This window comes from Vibrio bathopelagicus (assembly GCF_014879975.1).
GTDB lineage: Bacteria > Pseudomonadota > Gammaproteobacteria > Enterobacterales > Vibrionaceae > Vibrio > Vibrio bathopelagicus.
This window is the reverse complement of the sequence record NZ_CP062501.1, coordinates 1,348,918-1,369,043: the sequence shown is the minus strand read 5'-3', so window position 1 is coordinate 1,369,043 and position 20,126 is coordinate 1,348,918. Positions and strand designations below refer to the sequence as shown.

Annotated in this window: 17 protein-coding genes and 1 pseudogene; 10 read left to right on the top strand and 8 right to left on the bottom strand. The window is 44.1% G+C overall.

Features of this window, described 5'->3' with window-relative positions:
• Positions 1 to 166: 166 nt before the first annotated feature.
• Positions 167 to 640: an FKBP-type peptidyl-prolyl cis-trans isomerase gene (locus IHV80_RS22315; protein WP_102473561.1), complete on the bottom strand. Its 474-nt coding sequence runs from the start codon at positions 638 to 640 to the stop codon at positions 167 to 169.
• Positions 641 to 682: 42 nt separating this feature from the next.
• Positions 683 to 1,309 carry a thioredoxin domain-containing protein gene (locus IHV80_RS22310; protein WP_192891012.1) on the bottom strand — a complete coding sequence of 209 codons (627 nt, stop codon included), beginning with the start codon at positions 1,307 to 1,309 and terminating at the stop codon, positions 683 to 685.
• Positions 1,310 to 1,578: 269 nt separating this feature from the next.
• On the opposite strand from IHV80_RS22310, the gene IHV80_RS22305 reads away from it, so the two are divergent.
• Positions 1,579 to 2,214: an OmpA family protein gene (locus tag IHV80_RS22305; RefSeq protein WP_192892202.1), complete on the top strand. Its 636-nt coding sequence runs from the start codon at positions 1,579 to 1,581 to the stop codon at positions 2,212 to 2,214.
• Positions 2,215 to 2,348: 134 nt separating this feature from the next.
• Here the strand turns inward: IHV80_RS22305 and IHV80_RS22300 are convergent, their stop codons facing one another.
• Both IHV80_RS22300 and norR read right to left on the bottom strand, forming a co-directional pair.
• Positions 2,349 to 2,708, bottom strand: a complete 360-nt coding sequence (locus IHV80_RS22300) for a glutaredoxin family protein (protein ID WP_192891011.1) — start codon at positions 2,706 to 2,708, stop codon at positions 2,349 to 2,351.
• An 89-nt stretch (positions 2,709 to 2,797) separates the two neighbouring features.
• On the bottom strand, positions 2,798 to 4,390 hold the full coding sequence (gene norR, locus IHV80_RS22295) for a nitric oxide reductase transcriptional regulator NorR (protein ID WP_102435711.1): 1,593 nt from the start codon (positions 4,388 to 4,390) through the stop codon (positions 2,798 to 2,800).
• A gap of 350 nt (positions 4,391 to 4,740) precedes the next feature.
• On the opposite strand from norR, the gene hmpA reads away from it, so the two are divergent.
• Positions 4,741 to 5,937 carry an NO-inducible flavohemoprotein gene (hmpA, locus tag IHV80_RS22290; protein ID WP_192891010.1) on the top strand — a complete coding sequence of 399 codons (1,197 nt, stop codon included), beginning with the start codon at positions 4,741 to 4,743 and terminating at the stop codon, positions 5,935 to 5,937.
• Positions 5,938 to 6,080: 143 nt separating this feature from the next.
• Here hmpA and IHV80_RS22285 read toward each other — a convergent pair whose 3' ends face one another.
• Positions 6,081 to 7,061 carry a TDT family transporter gene (locus IHV80_RS22285; protein WP_192891009.1) on the bottom strand — a complete coding sequence of 327 codons (981 nt, stop codon included), beginning with the start codon at positions 7,059 to 7,061 and terminating at the stop codon, positions 6,081 to 6,083.
• Positions 7,062 to 7,294: 233 nt separating this feature from the next.
• Positions 7,295 to 8,701, bottom strand: coding sequence for a H(+)/Cl(-) exchange transporter ClcA (gene clcA / locus IHV80_RS22280; protein WP_192891008.1), 1,407 nt, complete (start codon positions 8,699 to 8,701; stop codon positions 7,295 to 7,297).
• A 542-nt stretch (positions 8,702 to 9,243) separates the two neighbouring features.
• Here clcA and IHV80_RS22275 point away from each other — a divergent pair.
• From IHV80_RS22275 to IHV80_RS22265, 3 genes are all read left to right on the top strand, one after another.
• A complete protein-coding gene (locus IHV80_RS22275; protein WP_192891007.1) occupies positions 9,244 to 10,227 on the top strand; it encodes a CobW family GTP-binding protein in 984 nt (327 codons plus the stop codon).
• 182 nt (positions 10,228 to 10,409) lie between these two features.
• Positions 10,410 to 11,696 carry a DEAD/DEAH box helicase gene (locus tag IHV80_RS22270; protein ID WP_017109515.1) on the top strand — a complete coding sequence of 429 codons (1,287 nt, stop codon included), beginning with the start codon at positions 10,410 to 10,412 and terminating at the stop codon, positions 11,694 to 11,696.
• Between the two features lie 206 nt (positions 11,697 to 11,902).
• A complete protein-coding gene (locus IHV80_RS22265) occupies positions 11,903 to 12,523 on the top strand; it encodes a LysE family translocator (RefSeq protein ID WP_192891006.1) in 621 nt (206 codons plus the stop codon).
• Positions 12,524 to 12,779: 256 nt separating this feature from the next.
• On the opposite strand, the gene IHV80_RS22260 is transcribed toward IHV80_RS22265, so the two are convergent.
• Positions 12,780 to 14,810, bottom strand: a complete 2,031-nt coding sequence (locus tag IHV80_RS22260) for a PhoX family protein (protein ID WP_192891005.1) — start codon at positions 14,808 to 14,810, stop codon at positions 12,780 to 12,782.
• A gap of 253 nt (positions 14,811 to 15,063) precedes the next feature.
• Between IHV80_RS22260 and IHV80_RS22255 the strand changes: the two genes are divergently transcribed.
• From IHV80_RS22255 to IHV80_RS22235, 5 genes are all read left to right on the top strand, one after another.
• Complete coding sequence (locus IHV80_RS22255; protein WP_017062629.1) at positions 15,064 to 15,405, top strand: YggL 50S ribosome-binding family protein; 342 nt, start codon at positions 15,064 to 15,066, stop codon at positions 15,403 to 15,405.
• A 420-nt stretch (positions 15,406 to 15,825) separates the two neighbouring features.
• The gene (locus IHV80_RS22250) at positions 15,826 to 16,509 is read left to right on the top strand and encodes a spondin domain-containing protein (RefSeq protein ID WP_192891004.1); all 684 of its coding nucleotides are present in this window, start codon (positions 15,826 to 15,828) and stop codon (positions 16,507 to 16,509) included.
• A 9-nt stretch (positions 16,510 to 16,518) separates the two neighbouring features.
• Positions 16,519 to 17,199 (top strand): spondin domain-containing protein, encoded by a 681-nt coding sequence (locus IHV80_RS22245; RefSeq protein ID WP_192891003.1) that lies wholly within the window; start codon positions 16,519 to 16,521, stop codon positions 17,197 to 17,199.
• Between the two features lie 82 nt (positions 17,200 to 17,281).
• Positions 17,282 to 18,013, top strand: coding sequence for a response regulator transcription factor (locus tag IHV80_RS22240; protein WP_192891002.1), 732 nt, complete (start codon positions 17,282 to 17,284; stop codon positions 18,011 to 18,013).
• 58 nt (positions 18,014 to 18,071) lie between these two features.
• Positions 18,072 to 19,445: a sensor histidine kinase gene (locus IHV80_RS22235; protein ID WP_192891001.1), complete on the top strand. Its 1,374-nt coding sequence runs from the start codon at positions 18,072 to 18,074 to the stop codon at positions 19,443 to 19,445.
• 105 nt (positions 19,446 to 19,550) lie between these two features.
• Here IHV80_RS22235 and IHV80_RS22230 read toward each other — a convergent pair.
• Positions 19,551 to 20,018 (bottom strand): annotated as a pseudogene (locus tag IHV80_RS22230) (exoribonuclease R).
• Between the last annotated feature and the right edge of the window lie 108 nt (positions 20,019 to 20,126).

Genomic DNA, 20,126 nt, shown 5'->3' with positions numbered 1-20,126 from the left:
ACCAGTCGTCTAGTGAGCGGTTTTGAAGGTATAATCTTGTCGTGACTAAATGGGATTCAACCATTCAAGCGTTCAGATATAAAAAGCCCTAACATGTTTGTATGTTAGGGCTCCATTCAATGCACTTGTTACTTAATCGCTATTTAATTACTTAATCGCGATTGGATTATTTGATAGAAATTAACTCAACATCAAAAATCAGTGTCGCTGATGGTGGGATAGGGCCTGAACCGCCTTTACCGTAAGCCAATTGACTCGGGATAAACAGGCGAACTTTTTGGCCTTCAACCATGTAAGTCAAACCTTCTTGCCAGCCTTTGATTACTTGCTTAAGAGCAAATGAGATTGGCTCGCCGCGCTCAACAGAGCTATCGAAAACTGTGCCATCAAGCAAAGTACCGTGGTAGTGAACCGTTACTTTGCTGTTCTTTGTTGGGTGCTCTGTACCAGTACCTTCTTCAAGAACTAGGTATTGAAGACCACTTTCAGTCGTTACAACACCTTCTTTAGTGCCGTTTTCGATAAGGAACTGTTGGCCTTGCTCGAAGTTTTCGTCACCAGATTTATGATTCATCCAAGTACGGTAGATCATGAAACCAGCCAAGATGAAGACAATGACCGGGATGATAAATTTAGACATAGTAAAACCTATTTATTGTTGATTCTTTATAGAGAAAAGCCGTTACGGCTGAGTCAAAAGGTAGTTGATTGTTTTTGCGATACCTTGAACATCTTGGTGGCCTGCAGTTAGGACTTGGTACTTACCATTGATGATAAAAGTCGGTACCGAGTTGATTTGGCCTTTTACAGAAATCTCTTCTGCTTTTTTGATAAAGTCAAAAAGCGCTACTTGCTGTTCTTTGTTCAGTTGGTATGGGCTAACCAGACCGCGAGAAGTGAACGCAGTCTCTAGGGCTTGTTGACGTTGCTCAGGAGTCGCATCTGCACCCATTTGAACCGCACCGAATAGGTCATCCATGAAAGCGTGGTCAGGCGTTGCGTCAAGCTGCATTACCGCTGTGTAGTAGATCATCGCGCTGATTTGAGCGCTTTCATTGAAAGTCACATGAACTTTGCCAATCTTTTGGTCAGTCAGTGACTCAATCTCTGGAATTGAACTTTCCATTTGACGGCAGTGACCACAATTAAGAGAGAAGATTTCAGTGATCGGAGATAAGTTAAATTCAGTCAAAGCCGCTGGAAGTGCTTCATATTGAACACCTTGTTGTGGCTCATCAGTTTCACTACAGCCCGCGATAATAAGCACGGCTGCGATTGCTGTAATGAATTTAGTAAATGGTTTAAACATAATGTTTGCTCTAGCGTTGAGAAGTCGTGAGATTCTAACTATTTAGTAAGAATTGGAAAACAATTATAAGGTAAATAAATGCAAACAGTTCGAACTAGCGGGTGATGACAGGCTAGTTGACGGTTAACTGTGATCAAAAGCACTTTTTTTGGATGTGTTTTTTTCGTCTAAAGTTTTTGCCTAAAGTTTTTCTCTCGGTGCCGATATAGACATTAGTGAATGGTTTATCTGCATGAGTGGTTGGTGAAGTAATGAGATATTTAGCAATAATGTTAAGCATAGCTTTGGCTGGGTGTGAAACCACGTCACCAACTGATTTACTTGGCGGTGATATGCTAGAGACAGCACCACAAACTGATTACGACCTTATGCACCCAGAATGGGGCGTGGTTCAGACTACACATGTAGCAAGCAATCGCGGCTATTCAATGCAGAGCAATACTCGTCAGCAGACAACCATTACTACCAACTACGGTCGTGGCGTATCAACCAATGATCCGCTAGAAGTTTTCCTCAGACAAAACCGTATCGATTTTGAAGTTCTGCCGGGTAACCATGTGATGGTAAAGCTTGAGCAACATGTGAACTTTAAAACAGGCTCTGCATTCCCTGAACCGGCATACAATCAATGGTTAGATACGTTGGGCAGCTATCTTTCTCAGCGCCAAGATATCGATGTTGTGATTGAAGGGCACACCGATAATACAGGTTCTGATCAAATCAATGATCCTCTATCAGAGCAGCGTGCAAAAGAAGTGAAAGCTCGATTAGAGAGTAACTACGTTTCTAGCCGTTCTATCTATACTCGTGGCTTCGGGGAATATGTTCCTGCGTGCACCAATGCGTCTTTGCAAGGTAAAGCGTGTAATCGCCGTGTTGAACTCATGCTGATTGTCGCTAAATAACAGTTTGTGCTTGTGCTCTAGTTTTGAAAGTAAAAGTAAAAGCCGATAAAGCAAACAGGCATAGATAACAGACATAAAAAATCCCTCACATAAGAGGGATTTTTTGTATCTGACTTTCGCTGAACCTTGTCAGCTTATGCGAATTGCTTTTCTAGGTAAGTGACGATGTCTGAAGACTCATACATCCACTCAGTTTTACCGTCTTTCTCAATACGTAGGCAAGGCACTTTCACACGACCGCCACCAACTTCAAGCTCTGCACGGTGCTGTTCGTTGTTTTTTGCATCACGAAGTTCAAACTGAACCGATTGACGTTTCATCGCGCGGCGCACTTTTACACAAAATGGGCACGCTTCGAATTGGTATAACGTGTGCGTTTTTGCTTGCTCATTCACTTGGCTTTGTTCTTCTTGAGAACGTTTCACACCGCGAGGGCTGAAAACAAAATTCAATAGCAAAATGACGCGACCTAAGAACCAACGGATAAACTTCATAACTCTCTCTACATATTTAAAATTAGCGTTACAATTTGCAGCATTATATACACAAGTTTTGTCAGATGCTCGCAACAAACGGCTAATATCTATTTTGTCCGTTCGATCGTGTGAGACTTAGCCACATTTAACCCCAAACGTTTTGATAGTCGGGTCAGGTTTGCACGGTCTGTTTTCAGAATTCGTCCTGCTTGTGCCCAGTTAAAATTCGCATCTTCCAACACTTCTGTGATTATCGTACGCTGGAAATCATCCGTTGCACCACGTAACCCTGCAGTCAGGTCAATAGTAGGTGTTGATAATGGCGTGGTTTTCACTTGTGTCGTTGCGATAGGCTGATCTTGGTCTAGTGGACCACAATCTTCCTTGGTGATCGTCACGAGGTTTTTGTTGGTGCTACGAGCCAGCGCTTTGAGTGCTGAACGGCTAATCACGTGTTCAAGCTCACGTACATTACCTGGCCAGCCATAACGGTTCAGGAATACAAGCACATCAGAACGGAACTTAACTTGGTTGATACCAAGCTTACGGCGAGCTTGTTCAAGGAAGAAGCCCGCTAGCAAGCTGATGTCGTCACCACGATCTTTAAGCGCAGGCACCGCGATAGGGTAAACACTGAGTCGGTGGTACAAGTCGGCTCTAAATCGGCCATCTTCGACTTCTTGTTTTAAATCTCGGTTGGTCGCAGCCAATACACGAACATCAATGGTTTGAATGTTGTCTTGACCTACTGGTTGGATTTCGTTGTTTTGCAGTGCACGTAGCAGCTTACTTTGCGCAGCTAAAGGCAGTTCACCTATTTCATCTAGGAACAGGGTGCCGCCGTCTGCTAAAGCAAATTTACCAAGACGATTTTTATCTGCGCCAGTAAATGCACCACGAACGTGACCAAATAGTTCACTCTCGACTAAGTTTTCAGGAATCGCCGCACAGTTAACATACACAAGCGGATTGCGTTTACGCTGTGATTGATGATGCAGAGTACGAGCCACTAACTCTTTACCTACACCTGTATCACCGTGAATCAGAATATTGAACTCTGAAGGCGCGACAATCGCAATGTCATTCTTAAGCGCAACCATGGTATCGCTTTTACCTATCAGTTCGCCGCCATCGCGTTCCCACGCTTCAACGTTTAACTCTTCTAACAGTTGTTTTGATTGTTTTGCTTGATGCTCTAATTGCGAGAACGTCAGTGCCATCTGCATGGTTGATGCTGCAATGGCTGCTAGTACTTCGAGATTACGGGCAGGGATATTCGCAAAGACATCAGGCTTTAGGCTGTCTAACGTCAGGATCCCCAGTAGCTTCTCACCAAATAACAGTGGAAGACCCATACAAGCATGCATCGGTAGATCGCCGTCGTGGTCAATAAGCAAACCATCGAAAGGGTCGGGTAGGGAACTGTCTGAATCAAAACGAACAGGAGAACGAGACGCGCAGATCTCTTCAAAGCGAGGGTGTTCTGAAATGATAAAGCGACGACCGAATGTATCTCGACTGAGCCCTTGCATTGCGATGGGTACTAGCGTGTCGCCTTGAAGGCTTAAAAGCGCGACACAATCACACGTGATGGTTTTGCGAATAGCATCGATTAAGCGATTGAAACGGTCTTGGTCGTTCACACCGCTAGCGAGACCGATGGTCATTTCCATAAGAGTGGATGCTGAGATATCTTGCATAAAGGGCTCATACTGTTTGTATTTTTATACATGGTAGAGTCTTTATGACACAAAAAAAAGGTCTTTTTGACTAAAGTTTGAAGTGAATTTTTGAAAGGATGCCAGACACAGCAAGCTTTCGCATGTTGGCACCGTTTGTGCAATGTGTCCATTACGTGTTGTCTATATGACTGAATATCTGACCTATTGTTGATTTGAATCAATTAATGCGAATTTATCAGTCCACGTGATTCTCATAACAAAATGGAGCCATAGAGCTCATTGAGAAAGAATTGGTATAAAGTCACCTTTAAATAAAACTGGTCAAATTGACATCAACGGTCAAAAGACTAAGTGTTCGGAGTAAATCAATGCTAAACAATCTACATATCAACATCATCAAATCGACGATTCCTCTTTTAGAAAGCGCAGGCCCTGCTTTAACTCAACACTTCTATCAACGTATGTTTAAACATAATCCTGAGTTGAAAGATATCTTCAATATGACTCACCAAAGAACAGGTCGCCAAGGTGTGGCACTGTTTGAAGCTATCGCGGCTTATGCAAAAAACATCGAAAATCTAGCGGCGCTAACCTCAGCGGTTGAGCGTATCGCACAGAAACACACAAGCTTTAATATTCAGCCAGAGCATTACCAAATCGTTGGTCTTCACCTGATTGAAACGCTACGTGAATTAGCGACGGATGCGTTTACGCCAGAAGTAGAAGAAGCATGGACAGCAGCTTACCTATTCTTAGCGCAAGTGTTCATCGACCGTGAAGCAGAGCTTTACCTGCAGCGTAAGCAAGCTGTTGGTGGCTGGGAAGCGGCACGTACGTTTGTTATCGCAAACAAGATTGAAGAGTCAGCACTGGTTACTAGCTTCATCCTAGAGCCGAAAGATGGCGGTGAAGTTCTGGATTACACACCAGGTCAATACATCGGTATTGAAGTGAAACCTGAAGGTGCACAATACAGCGAAATTCGTCAGTATTCATTGTCAGACAAGCCGAACGGAAAATACTACCGTATCTCTGTGAAGCGCGAAGGCCAAGGTCAAGAAACGCAAGGTGTTGTTTCTAACCACATGCACGATACCGTTGCTATCGGTGATGAAGTTAGCTTATACGCACCAGCAGGTGACTTTATGTACCAAGAGCGCAGCAAGCCAGTAACGCTTATCTCTGCAGGTGTTGGTGTAACGCCAATGCAGTCTATGCTTGAGTTCTTGAACAACGAGCAGAAAAACGAACCAGTTATTTATCTTCACGCTTGTGAAAACGTAGGTCAACACTCTTTCACGACGCGCGTGAAAGATATTGTTGCCGACAACGGTTGGTCTGCGAAAACGTGGTACATGAACAAAGACGAGTCTGCATGTGAGAACACACATGAAGGTCAAATGGATCTAGCGTCAATCTCTGATACTAACGGTTTTGAAGAGAGTGACTTCTACATCTGTGGCCCTGTTGGCTTTATGAAGAATATCGTAGAGCAGTTAGACGCGCTTAAAGTGGATCGCTCACGCGTACATTACGAAGTATTTGGCCCACACGCTAACTTCTAAGAATCGTACTCGCCTGATCGATTAACAACCTTGCCTATTCACAGGTCTCACATTGTGAGGCCTTTTTTCGTTTGGTTTATCCGGCAAGAGATAGTCGGATATTGGAGAAGGGGTGATTAAGGTAAGATCTTTTGGCGTTCGACTTAAGAACGCTTAACCTTTTTGGACATGTAATCAGAATCAAAAAACTCAGGCCAGTACATTTTCACATAGCCGCCAGCAACCCAAATCACCAAGATAGTCGCGATGGTCAACTCGAAGAAGCCAAACTTGTGTAGCCAGTACCACTGTGGGTATTCAGCACCGAAAAAGGTGGTTAAGCGGTGCATGGCAATGGCGCTGATCACCGATGGGAAGGTAACCGCAGCAATTGAAGGTTGGAACTTTAAGCGCATCAAGCGGATGTAACAGAGGTAAATCAGCAGGGTCATGGTGATGGCGATACCTGCTAAAGCACCCGTCAGGATCGGGTCTGGATTATCAAAGTTGACCAAGTAAGCGGCTAAGGACAAATTTACTGGTGCGGCCATGATTGCCAATGTTGGTCTGGCTCTACGGGGTAAATTCCCTTCAAAAACCAAGCGGTATAGCACTACGGGAAGCATAAAGAAATAGATGCCTATACACGTAGCTGCCAGTGTTTCTGAAAAGACCGTGTGGCCAAACTGAGTCCCCGCTAATGAACTACTGATCAAGCCTACTGGATACAAGAACCAACTTGGAACAATGTTCGACGTTTTGAAATGGATGATCTGAAAACCGAAGAACAACACCATCATAGTAAAATGCAGCAATAACGCGCAGAACCAAATTGGGTAGGCGATTATTGGCGATATCTCGGCGAGATAGTCACACAGAATCAGCAGCGCCATGCTCATCGGCGCCATTAAGCTTCCGCTTAGTGGATGGCGAATATCATTGATGAAGGTATTAAAGCTGGTGAGATAACGAAGTAAAACGGGTAGTAATAACAGCGCACCGAAAGCAGCAAGGTAAGGGCGAATGATCTCACCAACCCCTGGGAGATATAATGCCCAAGCTTGTCCTAGTCCAATTACACCAAGTGCTAAAGACGCCTGAGAGGGCGGCACATTTTTTACTTGGGTTAATCTTCTCCAGTTCAACGACTTGCTCCAGCTTAGTTATTTATAGCATGTGGGTGCTTATAGAATATCAATGAGTAATAGCATTTTTGCTCAAGTTAGAGCGTGTAGCTGTACCATCAATAGATGTTGAGGGCATTCAACTAATTTTGAGTGGATGATACCAAGTTTAACGTTTGCTTTTTTGATTTTGATACGAAATCGGGACATTAAGCATGTTGAATGTGTGCTTTTGTTTCATGAGTCATTTGTAATTAACGTACTTCCTCTTGCTGAGGGAGGTCTTGTTGTCTTAACTTCTCGTTTTTAAGTGTTCGGTTCAGCAGTTGGCTGTAAATTGGCTGACCACCAAGCATCTGCGCAATGATTACCGCACCCAAGCAAGTGATGATCAACGGTAGGATAAGGTAATAGTTATTTGTCATTTCGATAACCAGCAATATACCTGTAATCGGTGCACGTACGGTTGCAGCGAATAAAGCGCCCATACCTGCAATCGCAAACATACCCGGTTCAATATTCAGTTCAGGAAAGAATGCCGCCGCGATAAGCCCGAAGGCATAACCAAAGAGCGTGCCGAGTGCGAGCATCGGTGCAAAGATACCACCGGGAGCACCAGAACCAAAACAAAGCAGAGTCGTCAGAACTCGCCCTAGGAAGATCAATAACAATACATTTGTGCTGTAACTGCCATTAGTGATATTGGGGATAATACCAATACCACCGCCAGTCAATTCGGGAATATAAAGAAGTAACAGGCCAAAGCAGCCACCGAGCAAGGTACCTGTCATTAAGTAGCGTTTACGGTCGTTCTTGTGGATCGCCACAAACAGGTCTTGGGAAACCGTAATCAACTTATTGAAAACCACACCAAACAGACCAAACAACACGCCTAACAATAGGAATAACCAAAGCGCATCCAGTTCAGGTGGTTGGTACTGGGGCATGGTGATAACAGCAGACTGGCCATTGATCGAACGAAACACAATGTTGGCTGAAACTGCAGAGATGATGACGGCTTTAATTGAAATAAGCGAGTAGCGAAATTGTGGTCTCATTTCTTCAACGACAAACATGATCCCAGCGAGTGGTGCGTTGAATGCAGCCGCTAAGCCACCAGCAGCACCTGAAGCAAGCAAAGAGTGTCGAGTATCATCATCCTTTACTCTGAAGATGTCAGTCACCATACGACCGATACTGCCACCCATTTGTACGGTTGGCCCTTCACGGCCTAACACCATACCTGAACCTAACGCACCCATACCGCCAAAGAATTTTACTGGTAATACTCTCCACCAACGAACAGGGCGCATGCCATCCATTGCGCCTTCGATTTCAGGAATACCTGATCCTGCAGCCTCTGGAGCAAAGCGATGTACGAGGAAATAACCAATGAAGGCAAATGCAGCACTGATAAGAAAGGCCGCAAGCCAAAGGGGTAAGTGGCTACCGATTTCATCTTTCAGCCAATCGGTACGAGTTTCTGTGATGAAATGAACCGCGACTTCGAAATAGGTGCCAACAACGCCTGCAAGCACACCAACGATGCATGAAAGAAAGAGAACTGAAGCTGGGGTCTTATCTCTTGAGAGAAATTGATTAATAGCGTCCCTTGGCATTTTGGCTAATAGGGACTGCTTAATTTTCTCTCTTCTGGTCATTGAGATAAGGTTCCTGAATGGGTTGAGGTGGGACTTCAGTAAATTATACGCTTCCTCTGCATATCCTATAGCAACAAAGATGCAAAGTTGAATTTCATTTATGGAATATACGTGTTACATAAATGGAATCTATGGGCAATTGTGGAATCACCGTCACAATTTTGATCGATTCTCTGATGGCACCTTGAATATCCCCAAAAATGAACCATAGTTAAATCGTAAAGCAACATAACAAACCGCAAGGAGACGTGAGGTTTTACACACAATTTGGATGGATTCAGATACAAAGTTTTAGTTTCTCGTTAATTGTTCAGGTCGATATTTAAGGCTTCCTGATTCGCGAACTCACGATTGAGTAACGAGAGTGAGGCGTACTGATAAGTACGCCTTTAGTTCGTCTGTAGCATTCATTTCTCTTCGTTACCCCCCTTTTCTAGTTACCCCCATACTACTTCTGGTTTAAGTCATTCTCCGTATAAACAAGCGATTGGGGTCAATTTATCCGTGATTGTGTATATACTCCTTAAAAAAGGAGAACTGATATGATCAAAAAAGTTCCTACAAACATAATTACGGGTTTTCTAGGTGTCGGTAAGACGACCGCTATTTTGAACCTTCTAAAAAATAAACCTGTGAATGAAAACTGGGCCGTCCTGGTTAATGAGTTCGGTGAAATCGGCATTGATGGCGCATTAATGACAGACCAAGGTGCTTTGATTAAAGAAGTTCCGGGTGGCTGCATGTGTTGTACTGCTGGTGTTCCCATGTCGGTAGGTATTAATACCTTACTGCGTCAGAAGCCGGATCGCTTATTGATTGAGCCAACAGGCCTTGGTCATCCAAAGCAGGTTATTGCGACGCTGACTTCAGAGCAATACGCACCCTATGTGGACTTAAAAGCGACGTTAGGCTTGGTTGATCCAAGAAATCTGTCGATTGAGAAATACACATCTAATCAGAACTTTAATGACCAGCTAGACAGTGCTGATGTGATCTTGGGTACCAAAGTAGATTTGGTTCATTCTGAAGATATCGACGCATTCAATGATTGGGTGACCGATCAAACACCTGCAAAAGTATTCCATAAGTTGATTCACGATGGTGAAGTGCCATTGGAAGTGTTGGACATTGAAAGAGTATATGGCAGTGCTTCATCTCATATTGAATCGCACCATCATGAGCACGCTGAACAAGAACCTCAATTCCAACTTCCTCCGGGCGAAGCTTTTATCCGCAAAGAGAACAAAGGGCAGGGCTACTTTAGCTGTGGTTGGTTGTTTGGCGCTGAACATAAGTTTGATTTCGATGCGCTGTTCTCAATGTTGTCGGATCTGACGGCTGAGCGTGTAAAAGCAGTCGTGAATACTGATCAAGGTTGCTATGCGTTTAACGTGGCGAATCAAGTCGTGTCAGTGAATGAAATTTCCCTTGATGGCTTTGAGTCTCGACTGGAAGTGATCGACTCACAGTTAATGCCTTGGGGCGATCTCGAGCAGATTCTGCTTAAGCTGTGTGGTATTAAATAGCCCTGTTTTGGCTATTCTAACCTATGAACTTGGTGTTTACCTCGTTGAAGGCGGGGTAAACACCAGATTAAATGAGAAAGTTTGCGTTATATCACGATAAATGTGAGATAAATCACTCTAATTACTTTATAGTGCTCGGCTGAAATAAGAATGTAGGCTGTCTGCTTAAGGAACCCGTAACAATGTCATTTTCCTCTCAAGGTTTTGCTCCTGAATTAGTCAAAGCGTTGACTGAGTGTGGTTATGAGAAACTCACACCAATTCAACAAAAAGCGATTCCAATGGCTCGTAAAGGCCATGATATTTTTGCTACTGCTCAAACCGGTACGGGTAAAACAGCGGCATTCTCATTGCCTGTTATCCAGCATCTACTGAACAGCGGTAAAAAAGCATCTCGAGGAACGGCTCGCGGCCTTATTCTTGCTCCAACTCGTGAGCTTGCTGCGCAGATCGCTCAAAACATCAAAGACTACGTTAAATACACTGAACTAAGCGTTTCAGCGGTTTACGGTGGTAACAAGATGTCTTCACAAGTTCGTCAATTAGAACTGGGTGTTGATATTTTGGTTGCGACTCCAGGCCGTTTAGAAGAGCACTTAGAAGCGGGTAACGTGTCTATTGCTAACCTAGAATTCTTAGTATTTGATGAAGCTGACCGTATCCTTGATATGGGCTTTATCAATGCCGTTCGCAAGATCATGTTGGATGTTGAGACCTCTCCACAAATCATGATGTTCTCTGCAACGACCTCAACTCAGTTAAACCAACTGTCTGTTGATATTCTACGTAAACCAAAACGTATCAGTGTTGAGCGTGAAAACTCAACGGCTGCAACTGTTGGTCACGTGGTGTACCCAGTTGATCAAGAGCGTAAAACAGAGCTACTTTCTGAGCTGATCGGTCGTAAAAACTGGCGTCAGGTTCTTGTGTTCGTGAACTACAAAGAAACAGCGAACGATGTCGTTAAAGAGCTTAAGCTTGACGGCATTAAAGCGGTACTTTGCCACGGTGATAAAGCGCAAAGCGCTCGTCGTCGTGCATTGGATGACTTCAAAGAAGGTAGAGCTCGTGTGATGGTAGCAACTGATGTTGCAGCTCGTGGTCTTGATATTGAAGACTTGCCACACGTAATTAACTACGACATGCCTTTCCTTGCAGAAGATTATGTTCACCGTATTGGCCGTACAGGTCGCGCTGGAAAACAAGGTCACGCGATTTCTTTCGTTAACCGCGAAGAAGAACTGACTGTTGTTCAAGTTGAAAAACTGATTCAACAACGCATTCGTCGTGTTGAGCAACCGGGTTATGAGCCTAAGAAACGTGATGCTTACATCGAGAAGCTGAACACGAAGTCGGCTTACAAAAACCGTCAAGGTCGTAAGAACAACGCAAACGAAGAAAAACCAGATCAAGCAAGCGCTGAACGTCGTTTAACTATGATGAAGCGAATTCAAAATCGTCGTAAGTAATTACGATTGGTGATCGAGAAGAGCCACTTTTATGTGGCTCTTTTTGTTTGTGTTGTTTGTGTTTAGGATTCAATACAGTTTTGTCTCGCTACAAACTCGTGGTAATAAGCTTAGTTATTACAAAGTTCAGCTACGATACAGTTTCGCTCAATATCCGCTGTAGAAACAACGGTCATCAAATAAAAATAAGTCGATAAGGTAATAATATGGATAGCGCGCTGCTTTGGGCTTTTATTCCCACGTTTTTCTTTGTGTCAATCACGCCCGGTATGTGTATGACCTTAGCTTTAACGTTGGGTATGAGTATTGGCTATAAGCGAACATTATGGATGATGATTGGTGAACTTGCTGGTGTGGCTGTTGTGTCAGTTGCCGCTGTATTGGGCATTGCATCAATCATGCTTAATTACCCGTGGTTGTTTACTGGGTTTAAATTTATTGGTGCCGGTTACTTGTTCTACTTGGGTGTTCAAATGTGGCGTTCAAGAGGCAAGCTAGCGATCAGTACCGATAATCAAACAACAACAGTCAGCAATGATTGGGACTTGGTGGTTCAAGGTTTTGTTACTGCGATTGCTAATCCGAAAGGGTGGGCATTCATGGTTTCGTTATTGCCCCCATTCATTAATAGCAATGTCGACTTAGCGCCTCAGCTGTTCATTCTTGTGTCTATCATCCTTGTCTCTGAATTTGTTTGTATGACTCTGTACGCGACAGGCGGTAAGAGCCTTAAGCATATGTTGGGTAAGGCGGATAACGTTAAGCTGATGAACCGTATTGCTGGTACGTTGATGATGGGGGTTGGTGTGTGGTTGTTCGTGAGTTAACTGTGATTAACGGTATTGCGATTAACGATAACGGTTAGAGATTCCGACTCAGTCGTTCCTCCTTCTCGAGTATGATGAGTACTTGGGATGAAGATGAGTGTTGAAGGCTCAGATTCTTACTTAAACCGAAGAATGAATAGAATATAAAAAGAGCGATAGGGTATTTAACCTTATCGCTCTTTTTCGTTGTAACGCTTTTAGAGTGAGCCGCTTTTAATCACTATCGATATCAAAGAGACCAGCTTTAGAGCTTTGATTAAACGGCGATTTCACCACCGTCTTCGCGGCGAATTACTACGGTAGATGCTCGTGGGCGAACGTTACCTTGAGTTTGAGCCGTTGCATCGTCTGATGATGGCCAGTTTGCAGGGTGTTGAATGTTCACAAACAGTGATTTGTAATCTGGACTAATCGTAAAGCCAGTTACCTCACATCCATTTGGACCGACAAAGAAACGCTTAAGTTGCGCTTGGTTGCTTTCATCAATCACTGCACTGTTACCATTGTCGTCTGTTAGCTTAGACGGGACCACTGCTAACATTTGGTCGTTGGTGTAACTCGTCACTTCATCTGCACCGTTATCGGTTTGAATCCATAATATGCCACGAGCATCGAATGCTAATCCATCTGGGCTTGCGAACTGGTTCATATCCGTAAGGCTAGAACGATTGGTGTCTGCATCGCCGTTGGCAGGTGAACCGAATACGAAAATATCCCAAGTGAAGTCAGTTGCGTTTTCACCTTCATCCCAGCGAATTACATGACCAAACTTGTTGTTCAAACGTGGATTTGCCGCGTTCGTTTCATCGGTACGCGCAGTGTTGTTCGTAAGAGTCAGATAGACAGAGCCAGTGTATGGATCCACTGAACACCATTCTGGGCGATCCATTGGTGTTGCACCTACAAGGTCGGCTGCTCCAGCTGTATTTAAGATAATTTCAGCTAAAGAGTTGAAATTATCAGCTAGAACACCGCCTGATAACGTTACGCTATCTAGCGTTAATGGCAGCCATGTGCCCGAGTTGTCATCATTGAAGCGCGCCACGTAAAGAGTACCTTCATCCATGTACTTATCGCCAGTTGCTAAGCGGTTTGATGGGCTAGCATCTGTTGGATCCCAACCAGCAGCCGATTCGAATTTGTACAAGTACTCAAAACGAGAATCGTGACCTGAGTAGAAGACAACTGGCTGACCTGCTTTTAGCTTGCCAAAAGTACAGCCTTCGTGACGGAAACGACCAAGCGCAGTGCGTTTTTTCGCTCGAGCATTCTCAGTGTAAGGGTCTATTTCAACAATGTAACCATGGCCGTTTGCTTCGTTACGGTAATCATCTATTGAGCTTGTACCTGTAGGCTCTACGTTAAAGCGAGTAAATTCATCCAAGCGCTCTTCTGCATTGCCAGCCAATGTTTCCCATAAGTAGCGTGTGCTGCTATCGTCAATACCAATGCGGTCTTGTTCTTCAGTTCGAACGCCGGCATTAACGAAATAGCCGGGCCAGTTCTCTTCACATGTTAGATAAGTGCCCCAAGGGGTGAAACCATTACCACAGTTGTTTAATGTACCACGCGCTTGGCTGCCATCAGGGGAGAAGCGAGTTACAGTAAGAGCGGTATGCGCGACTGGGCCAGATAAGTCCATTACAGTCGCGCCAGTGTAGCGGCGGTTGAGTGGATCGGTATCAACCAATTTCCACATGTTGTCTTCCAGTTGAATTCGGACAACTGACACGCCATGGGCATTAATTTCTTTACGTACTTCTTCAACAACAGCACGGACGCCACCTTGTATGGTTTGCCCGCTAGGGTGCAAAGCATTCGTATCAATATACTCATGGTTAATACACAACAAGCCGTCTACGTTGCTGTCATTTAATGGGAAAAAGTGCATCCCGTCGTGGTGCATACCCAAGGCATTCAATTGCTCTTCGCTTGTGTTACTGCCGTCGTCCTTCCATGCACTACCTTGTGGATTGAGCGGTGTCCCCCATGGCACCAAAACTTGTGCCATGTAACCTTGTGGAACTGAGACAGCATCGGTTAGTGAGCCCGGAATTGAATCAAAATTTAGTACCGCACTAGAGACATCTGAACCATTACCGATTGAAGTGTCAGGACTAGAAGAGTTACATCCAGAAAGTCCAAATGCTCCGAACGCCGTCATTGCACTGATGCCGAGACCACCTTTCAAAACGTTTCTTCTTGATAGGTTAGCGTCGAGTACTTCTTCGAATGGTTTGTTTTTACTCTTATTGAAACGAGTGCTATCAAATGTTTCCTTGCTCATCTGTACTGCTTCCTATTGGCTGTAATTATTATGGTTATTTACAACTGGCTCGGTTATTAATCGATTGGTTAATAACTTGGGTCAATGTGTGAGTCATCCTGAAGTAGTTAAGTGACGTATTTTCATAAATTAGATTAAGGTTTTGTTTCTGCAGCACGATTTTTGCGATTAAGCGTGATGAGCAATACAAAACTCTTGGGAAATGAAGAGGAACTGTGTATAAGTGCTTTATTAAACGTAGAGAGAGACAGTTATGAAATTAGATAAAATCGAAAACAAAAATCGCCGCCTGCGCAAGAAGTTATACCTAGGTGAATTCGCGATTCTGGGTTTTGAAGTTAGCTGCAAGACATCGATTACTGATTTTGACCAATACGATGTGTTCATTGATGAGTTCATCGATTTCATCGATAGCATCGGTCTGTGCTTTGGTGGCGGTGGCCTTGAGTTGTTTGAAGGTTTCCTATGCTCTATTGAGCGTTACCGTTCAGTAACAGAAGCAGAGCAGCTGCAAGTTGCACAATGGCTTGAAGCTCGCGCTGAAGTAAGCAAAGTTGAAGTTAGTGAACTTATTGACGCAAACTACGCATTCTAAATTGATGTTGTGCTGTTAGCTCTACGTAAAGGCCTATTACGGCTTTTCGAATGAGAAACTACATGCCAGAACAAAGGCCGAATCGGTATATCGATTCGGCCTTTTTGCGTTTGTTACGTCCCATTTCTCTTCACACTCTGTTCTTTTATAGCTTCACAGGCAGTTAGTGACGCTATGGTTATTCGAATAAATATCAGTGCGTTACTGTTACTTTTCTTGGTTGTAATAAGTTTGGATAAACTTGTGAGACTTTTATGAGAATTCAATGAAGTTGCTGATAGATTTGATCGCCATCCTTAGAGTCAAGAACACCACAGTTTGTGACCTGCTCCTATAACACGTTACGTCGTTGTTCGATGTTCGTGGGCAAATAAATAGATAAGCAGGCCATGATAGGACTCAATAAAGGATGGAATCAAAATGAATAAACGAACTCAAATCAGCTTAGTGGTTAGCTCTGCTATGTTGGCCTTTGGTATTGCTCAGGTTCAAGCTGCACAGCTAGAGGTGACGGTGACTAATGCTACGAAAGGAATCTACTTCACACCTATCTTAGCCGCAGCGCATGACTCTAATCTGTTTATGTTTAGAACCGGTGAAGCTGCTTCAGCAGAGTTGGAATCGATGGCTGAAGGTGGAGACATTTCTGGCCTGTCGAGTTTAATCGCCAATGCGGGTGGTGTGGTTGTAGAAAACCCAGCAAGCGGAATACTAAACCCTGGAGTGGCGACTACGTTTGATATCGATACGGGTGATTTGGCGTATTTATCACTAGGCGCGATGTTACTGCCAACAAACGATGGTTTTGTTGGGCTAGACAGTTGGAAGATCCCAACCCAAGCCGGTACCTATAAAGCAAACCTAAACAGTTACGATGCAGGTACGGAAGCTAATGATGAGTTAGCCGCTAGCATGCCTAATCCACCCTTTATAACTTTTGGTGCTGGTGGTACGGGTGTAGAAACCGCGCTGTCAAATACCAAAGTTCATGTTCACCCAGGCAACCTTGGTGACAGTGACCCGGTTGCAGGTATAAGTGACCTCGATAGCAGCAGCCATCGTTGGTTAAACCCTGTTGCGACTATCACCATCGTTGTGAAGTAAGGGGGATGTATGAAAGCTAGAATATTGTTTATCGCGGCTTCTGTCGCCCTGTTAGCAGGTTGTCCGGATGATGACGATGATTATTATCGTTACGATGTCACTGTTACTAACCTAACGCCTAATCAACCTATGTCACCACTTGCGGTACTTACTCACAATACGAACTTTGACCTATTTGAAGTTGGTCAGAGTGCCTCTGTGGATCTTGAATACTTAGCTGAAGGCGGAAGTAACTCTCAACTACTTGCTTTGAGTGATAGCGACGATAATGTTTACCAAGGCATTTCTGGAAATGGACTGATCTTATCGGGCGAAAATGACACGCTTTCCATCCGAGTTGATCCCGCTTTAGAGGGTTATCTTTCCGTCGCTTCGATGTTGGTGAATACCAATGATGCGTTTGTGGGTGAATCTGGCTTATCGCTTAAGTCATTAGCAGTCGGTGATACCTTCACCATGAACATGAATGTGTGGGATTCGGGAACGGAGTTGAATGATGAGCTTGCAGCAACCATCCCCGGGCCCGCTGGCGGTGGTGAGGGCTTTAATAGCGTAAGAAATGACAGTGATGTAGTGAGCTTCCACTCTGGGGTTATCAGTCAAGATGATGGCTTAACGACCTCTGCTCTAAGTGCTAATCATCGCTTCCTTAATCCAGGTGCGAGAATCACCATTACCCGAACTGAATGATTGGGTTAAGAGTGAAATGAAAGAATTCCTGCTCTGTTCCGGTCAATTGAAAGGTGGGTAGACTCCGAATAGAGCAGGGATCATGAATAGTGCTGCGGTAAATTTGATGGCAAACATATTACTGGTTGAAGACGACGATGATTTAGCAGAACTGGTTCAAATGCACCTTAAGTTCCAAGGTCATCATGTCGAAAGAGCCAATTCGATTGAAAACGCGCAGGGTCTATATCCGGGTGGTCAGTTTGATTTAGTCGTGCTCGACCGAGGCTTACCTGATGGTGACGGACTCGACTTTTGTCGGATGCTCCGTCAGCAGGAAGATTGGACTCCCGTGTTAATGCTCACAGCAAGAGACGCTGAACTGGATAAAGTCTCGGGCTTAGAAGCCGGTGTTGACGACTACATTACCAAGCCATTCAGTGTGCTCGAGTTTCAAGCTCGTGTCCGTAATGTCTTACGTCGGGTTAATCATGCAGAAGCCACAATCAAAGAGGCTCCAACAACGGAGTCTGTAATGAGTTTTGGTGGCCTTACCATTCAACCCGAGCGTCATCAGGTTTCTTTAAACAACCAAGATGTTCTATTGACCGCAACAGAATTTACTTTACTTCATTTCTTAGCCACCCGCCCAGGTAGAGTGTATAGCAAAGATGAGTTGCTTGATCATGTATGGCACACCAATCATTCGGGCTACCACCACACTGTTTGTAGTACCGTCAATCGCTTGCGAACCAAGCTTGCTATGCCCAATAGCGATGATGACTTCATCAAGACTGTTTGGGGGGTTGGGTATAAGTTTGAATCGAAGGCTTAGGGTTTGCTTATCGCTTTTTTAGTTCATTAATAGAAACAGAAGTCATTAAGGAGTAAGCATGAGTTTTAAATCGCGCTTAGTGTTGTTTACCAGTTTATGGTTTCTATTGGTGAGTGTGGTCATCGCCTACACCTATCATTGGCAAAAAGAGACTATTGAGCTAAGAACAAAGCAGAGCTTACACAAAGAGCTCGCGGTTCACATGCGCGATGATAATCCTCTAATGATTGGCACTGATTACAATCCGAAAGCCCTCAAATCCATCTTTCATACCTTAATGCTGATAGGGCCGGATTTTGACATCTATTTTCTCGACAGTCAGGGCAATATCACTACGCACGCAGCGCCTGAAGGAACCAAACTCGCGAGTCAAATTGATTTAGCGCCGATTAAACAGTTTCTAAATGATGAGCCTTATCCTATTTTGGGAGAGGACCCGATCAACCCAGATTCTCGCAAGGTGTTTTCTGTCGCAGCGATTGAAGAGTTAGGATCTACGGTTGGGTACCTTTATGTGCTTATTGGTAGTAACCGCCATACTGTGATTGCGAATTCGCAAGTAGATACACCCTATATCGCACTCGCAGGCCTTATGTTGGTCTCTATCTTGGGTTTTGCTATAGGGGCTTATCTATTGGTCAAACGCAGCTTATTGAATCCGATAGAAGCCGTAACCAATAAGCTTCAACAGCAAGCCGAACAAGATTTTCGTTTAGAACCTAATTTCACGCGCCAAGTACCAGAACTGGTGCCGATTGCGCATTCTTATCAGTTGATGGCGAAGCACATTCAACAACAATTTCTGCAACTTGAATATCAGTCATCACATCGTCGGCAGAGCTTATTGCAGCTGAGTCATGATCTTAAAACACCATTATCGAGTGTGTTGGGCTATCTAGAAACATGGAAGATTCAAAATCCACAGTCGGATCCGTTAATCGATGTGGCCTACCGCAATGGCAATAAGCTATCTGACCAGCTTCATTCGCTGCTAGACAGTGCCAAGCACGATAATCCTGTTCCTACGTATCAATACGCTTCGATCGACTTGAATGCATTGGTACGTGAATGTTTGGACACGATACGAAGCAAGTATCTTCATAAAAATGTTCAGTTTAACGTCAACATGCCTGATGGGATAAAGGCGGTAGGGGATAGTGATTTGCTTGAACGGTTGGTTTTGAACTTGTTAGATAATGCGTTTAGGCACAGCCCTAGTGGGACGACAGTGTCTTTGAGTGTTGGTTTAGAGTCGGATGCGAAACGAGTCAAGGTCGTGATCCATAATGAGGTTGAGCAGGAAGCGCCAAACGGGTCGTTGGGTATTGGCACCAAAATCGCTCAGTCGATACTCATGTTACATCACAGCGTGTTAGAAACAACAAAGGCAGAGAACTCATTTGAGCAAAGCTTCTATCTGCCATCGATATAGTGTTACCTGCCTTCGTATAGTTCTATCAGCTTTCGCTTAGGCTATATATGAGTTGTTCACTGAGGCGCGAACAATTCGTTGAGAAGCTTTTAAGTAGAAGATGCTTTAAGTGTCTTCATTTCCTTCTTCGTTACCTTCATTCACTTTCGCGTAAAAATGTAGGAGTTCTGTCAGCTCTTTAACCCAACCAAATGCTTCTGTCGGTGCTTTTACCAAAATCTTCTCTACTTTCTCGCAATGAGTTTCAAGGTCGATAGCTTGCTCAAGGTTGAAGGACATCGCATAGAAGTGCCAAAGCAATAGACGTGTCATGCGCTCGATGTTTTGTTGTGAGTTATCTGACTCACTAAATGCAAGGTTCACTTCACTCAGTGCGATTGCGGTCATTCGTAGCATCGCGTCAAACTTCGCTGATTGCATACGCTCTTCACTGGTGACTTATTCCTGCTCAAAGGTAAACAATTCCGTCATCGCATCTTCAGGGACAAGACGATGGATCATTCTTAAACTAAATTCTTCTAGTTCTTCACGAGGCATGGTGTTTAAGCAAGTTAAAGTGTAATCGCGTTGCATAGCGTTCTCTTGGATGAGCAAAAAGGTCGGACAGTTTAATGGAGAAGTGAGCTCAGAAACAGAAGATTCTGATTAGTGCAGGTTTAGAGAGGCACTTAACAGACGTTT

Bases quoted from the DNA above. Each gene is read 5' to 3' on its own strand.
- IHV80_RS22315 (WP_102473561.1), bottom strand. From the start codon at position 640: ATGTCTAAATTTATCATCCCGGTCATTGTCTTCATCTTGGCTGGTTTC.
- IHV80_RS22310 (WP_192891012.1), bottom strand. From the start codon at position 1,309: ATGTTTAAACCATTTACTAAATTCATTACAGCAATCGCAGCCGTGCTT.
- IHV80_RS22305 (WP_192892202.1), top strand. From the start codon at position 1,579: ATGTTAAGCATAGCTTTGGCTGGGTGTGAAACCACGTCACCAACTGAT.
- IHV80_RS22300 (WP_192891011.1), bottom strand. From the start codon at position 2,708: ATGAAGTTTATCCGTTGGTTCTTAGGTCGCGTCATTTTGCTATTGAAT.
- norR (WP_102435711.1), bottom strand. From the start codon at position 4,390: ATGCAAGATATCTCAGCATCCACTCTTATGGAAATGACCATCGGTCTC.
- hmpA (WP_192891010.1), top strand. From the start codon at position 4,741: ATGCTAAACAATCTACATATCAACATCATCAAATCGACGATTCCTCTT.
- clcA (WP_192891008.1), bottom strand. From the start codon at position 8,701: ATGACCAGAAGAGAGAAAATTAAGCAGTCCCTATTAGCCAAAATGCCA.
- IHV80_RS22275 (WP_192891007.1), top strand. From the start codon at position 9,244: ATGATCAAAAAAGTTCCTACAAACATAATTACGGGTTTTCTAGGTGTC.
- IHV80_RS22270 (WP_017109515.1), top strand. From the start codon at position 10,410: ATGTCATTTTCCTCTCAAGGTTTTGCTCCTGAATTAGTCAAAGCGTTG.
- IHV80_RS22265 (WP_192891006.1), top strand. From the start codon at position 11,903: ATGGATAGCGCGCTGCTTTGGGCTTTTATTCCCACGTTTTTCTTTGTG.
- IHV80_RS22260 (WP_192891005.1), bottom strand. From the start codon at position 14,810: ATGAGCAAGGAAACATTTGATAGCACTCGTTTCAATAAGAGTAAAAAC.
- IHV80_RS22255 (WP_017062629.1), top strand. From the start codon at position 15,064: ATGAAATTAGATAAAATCGAAAACAAAAATCGCCGCCTGCGCAAGAAG.
- IHV80_RS22250 (WP_192891004.1), top strand. From the start codon at position 15,826: ATGAATAAACGAACTCAAATCAGCTTAGTGGTTAGCTCTGCTATGTTG.
- IHV80_RS22245 (WP_192891003.1), top strand. From the start codon at position 16,519: ATGAAAGCTAGAATATTGTTTATCGCGGCTTCTGTCGCCCTGTTAGCA.
- IHV80_RS22240 (WP_192891002.1), top strand. From the start codon at position 17,282: ATGAATAGTGCTGCGGTAAATTTGATGGCAAACATATTACTGGTTGAA.
- IHV80_RS22235 (WP_192891001.1), top strand. From the start codon at position 18,072: ATGAGTTTTAAATCGCGCTTAGTGTTGTTTACCAGTTTATGGTTTCTA.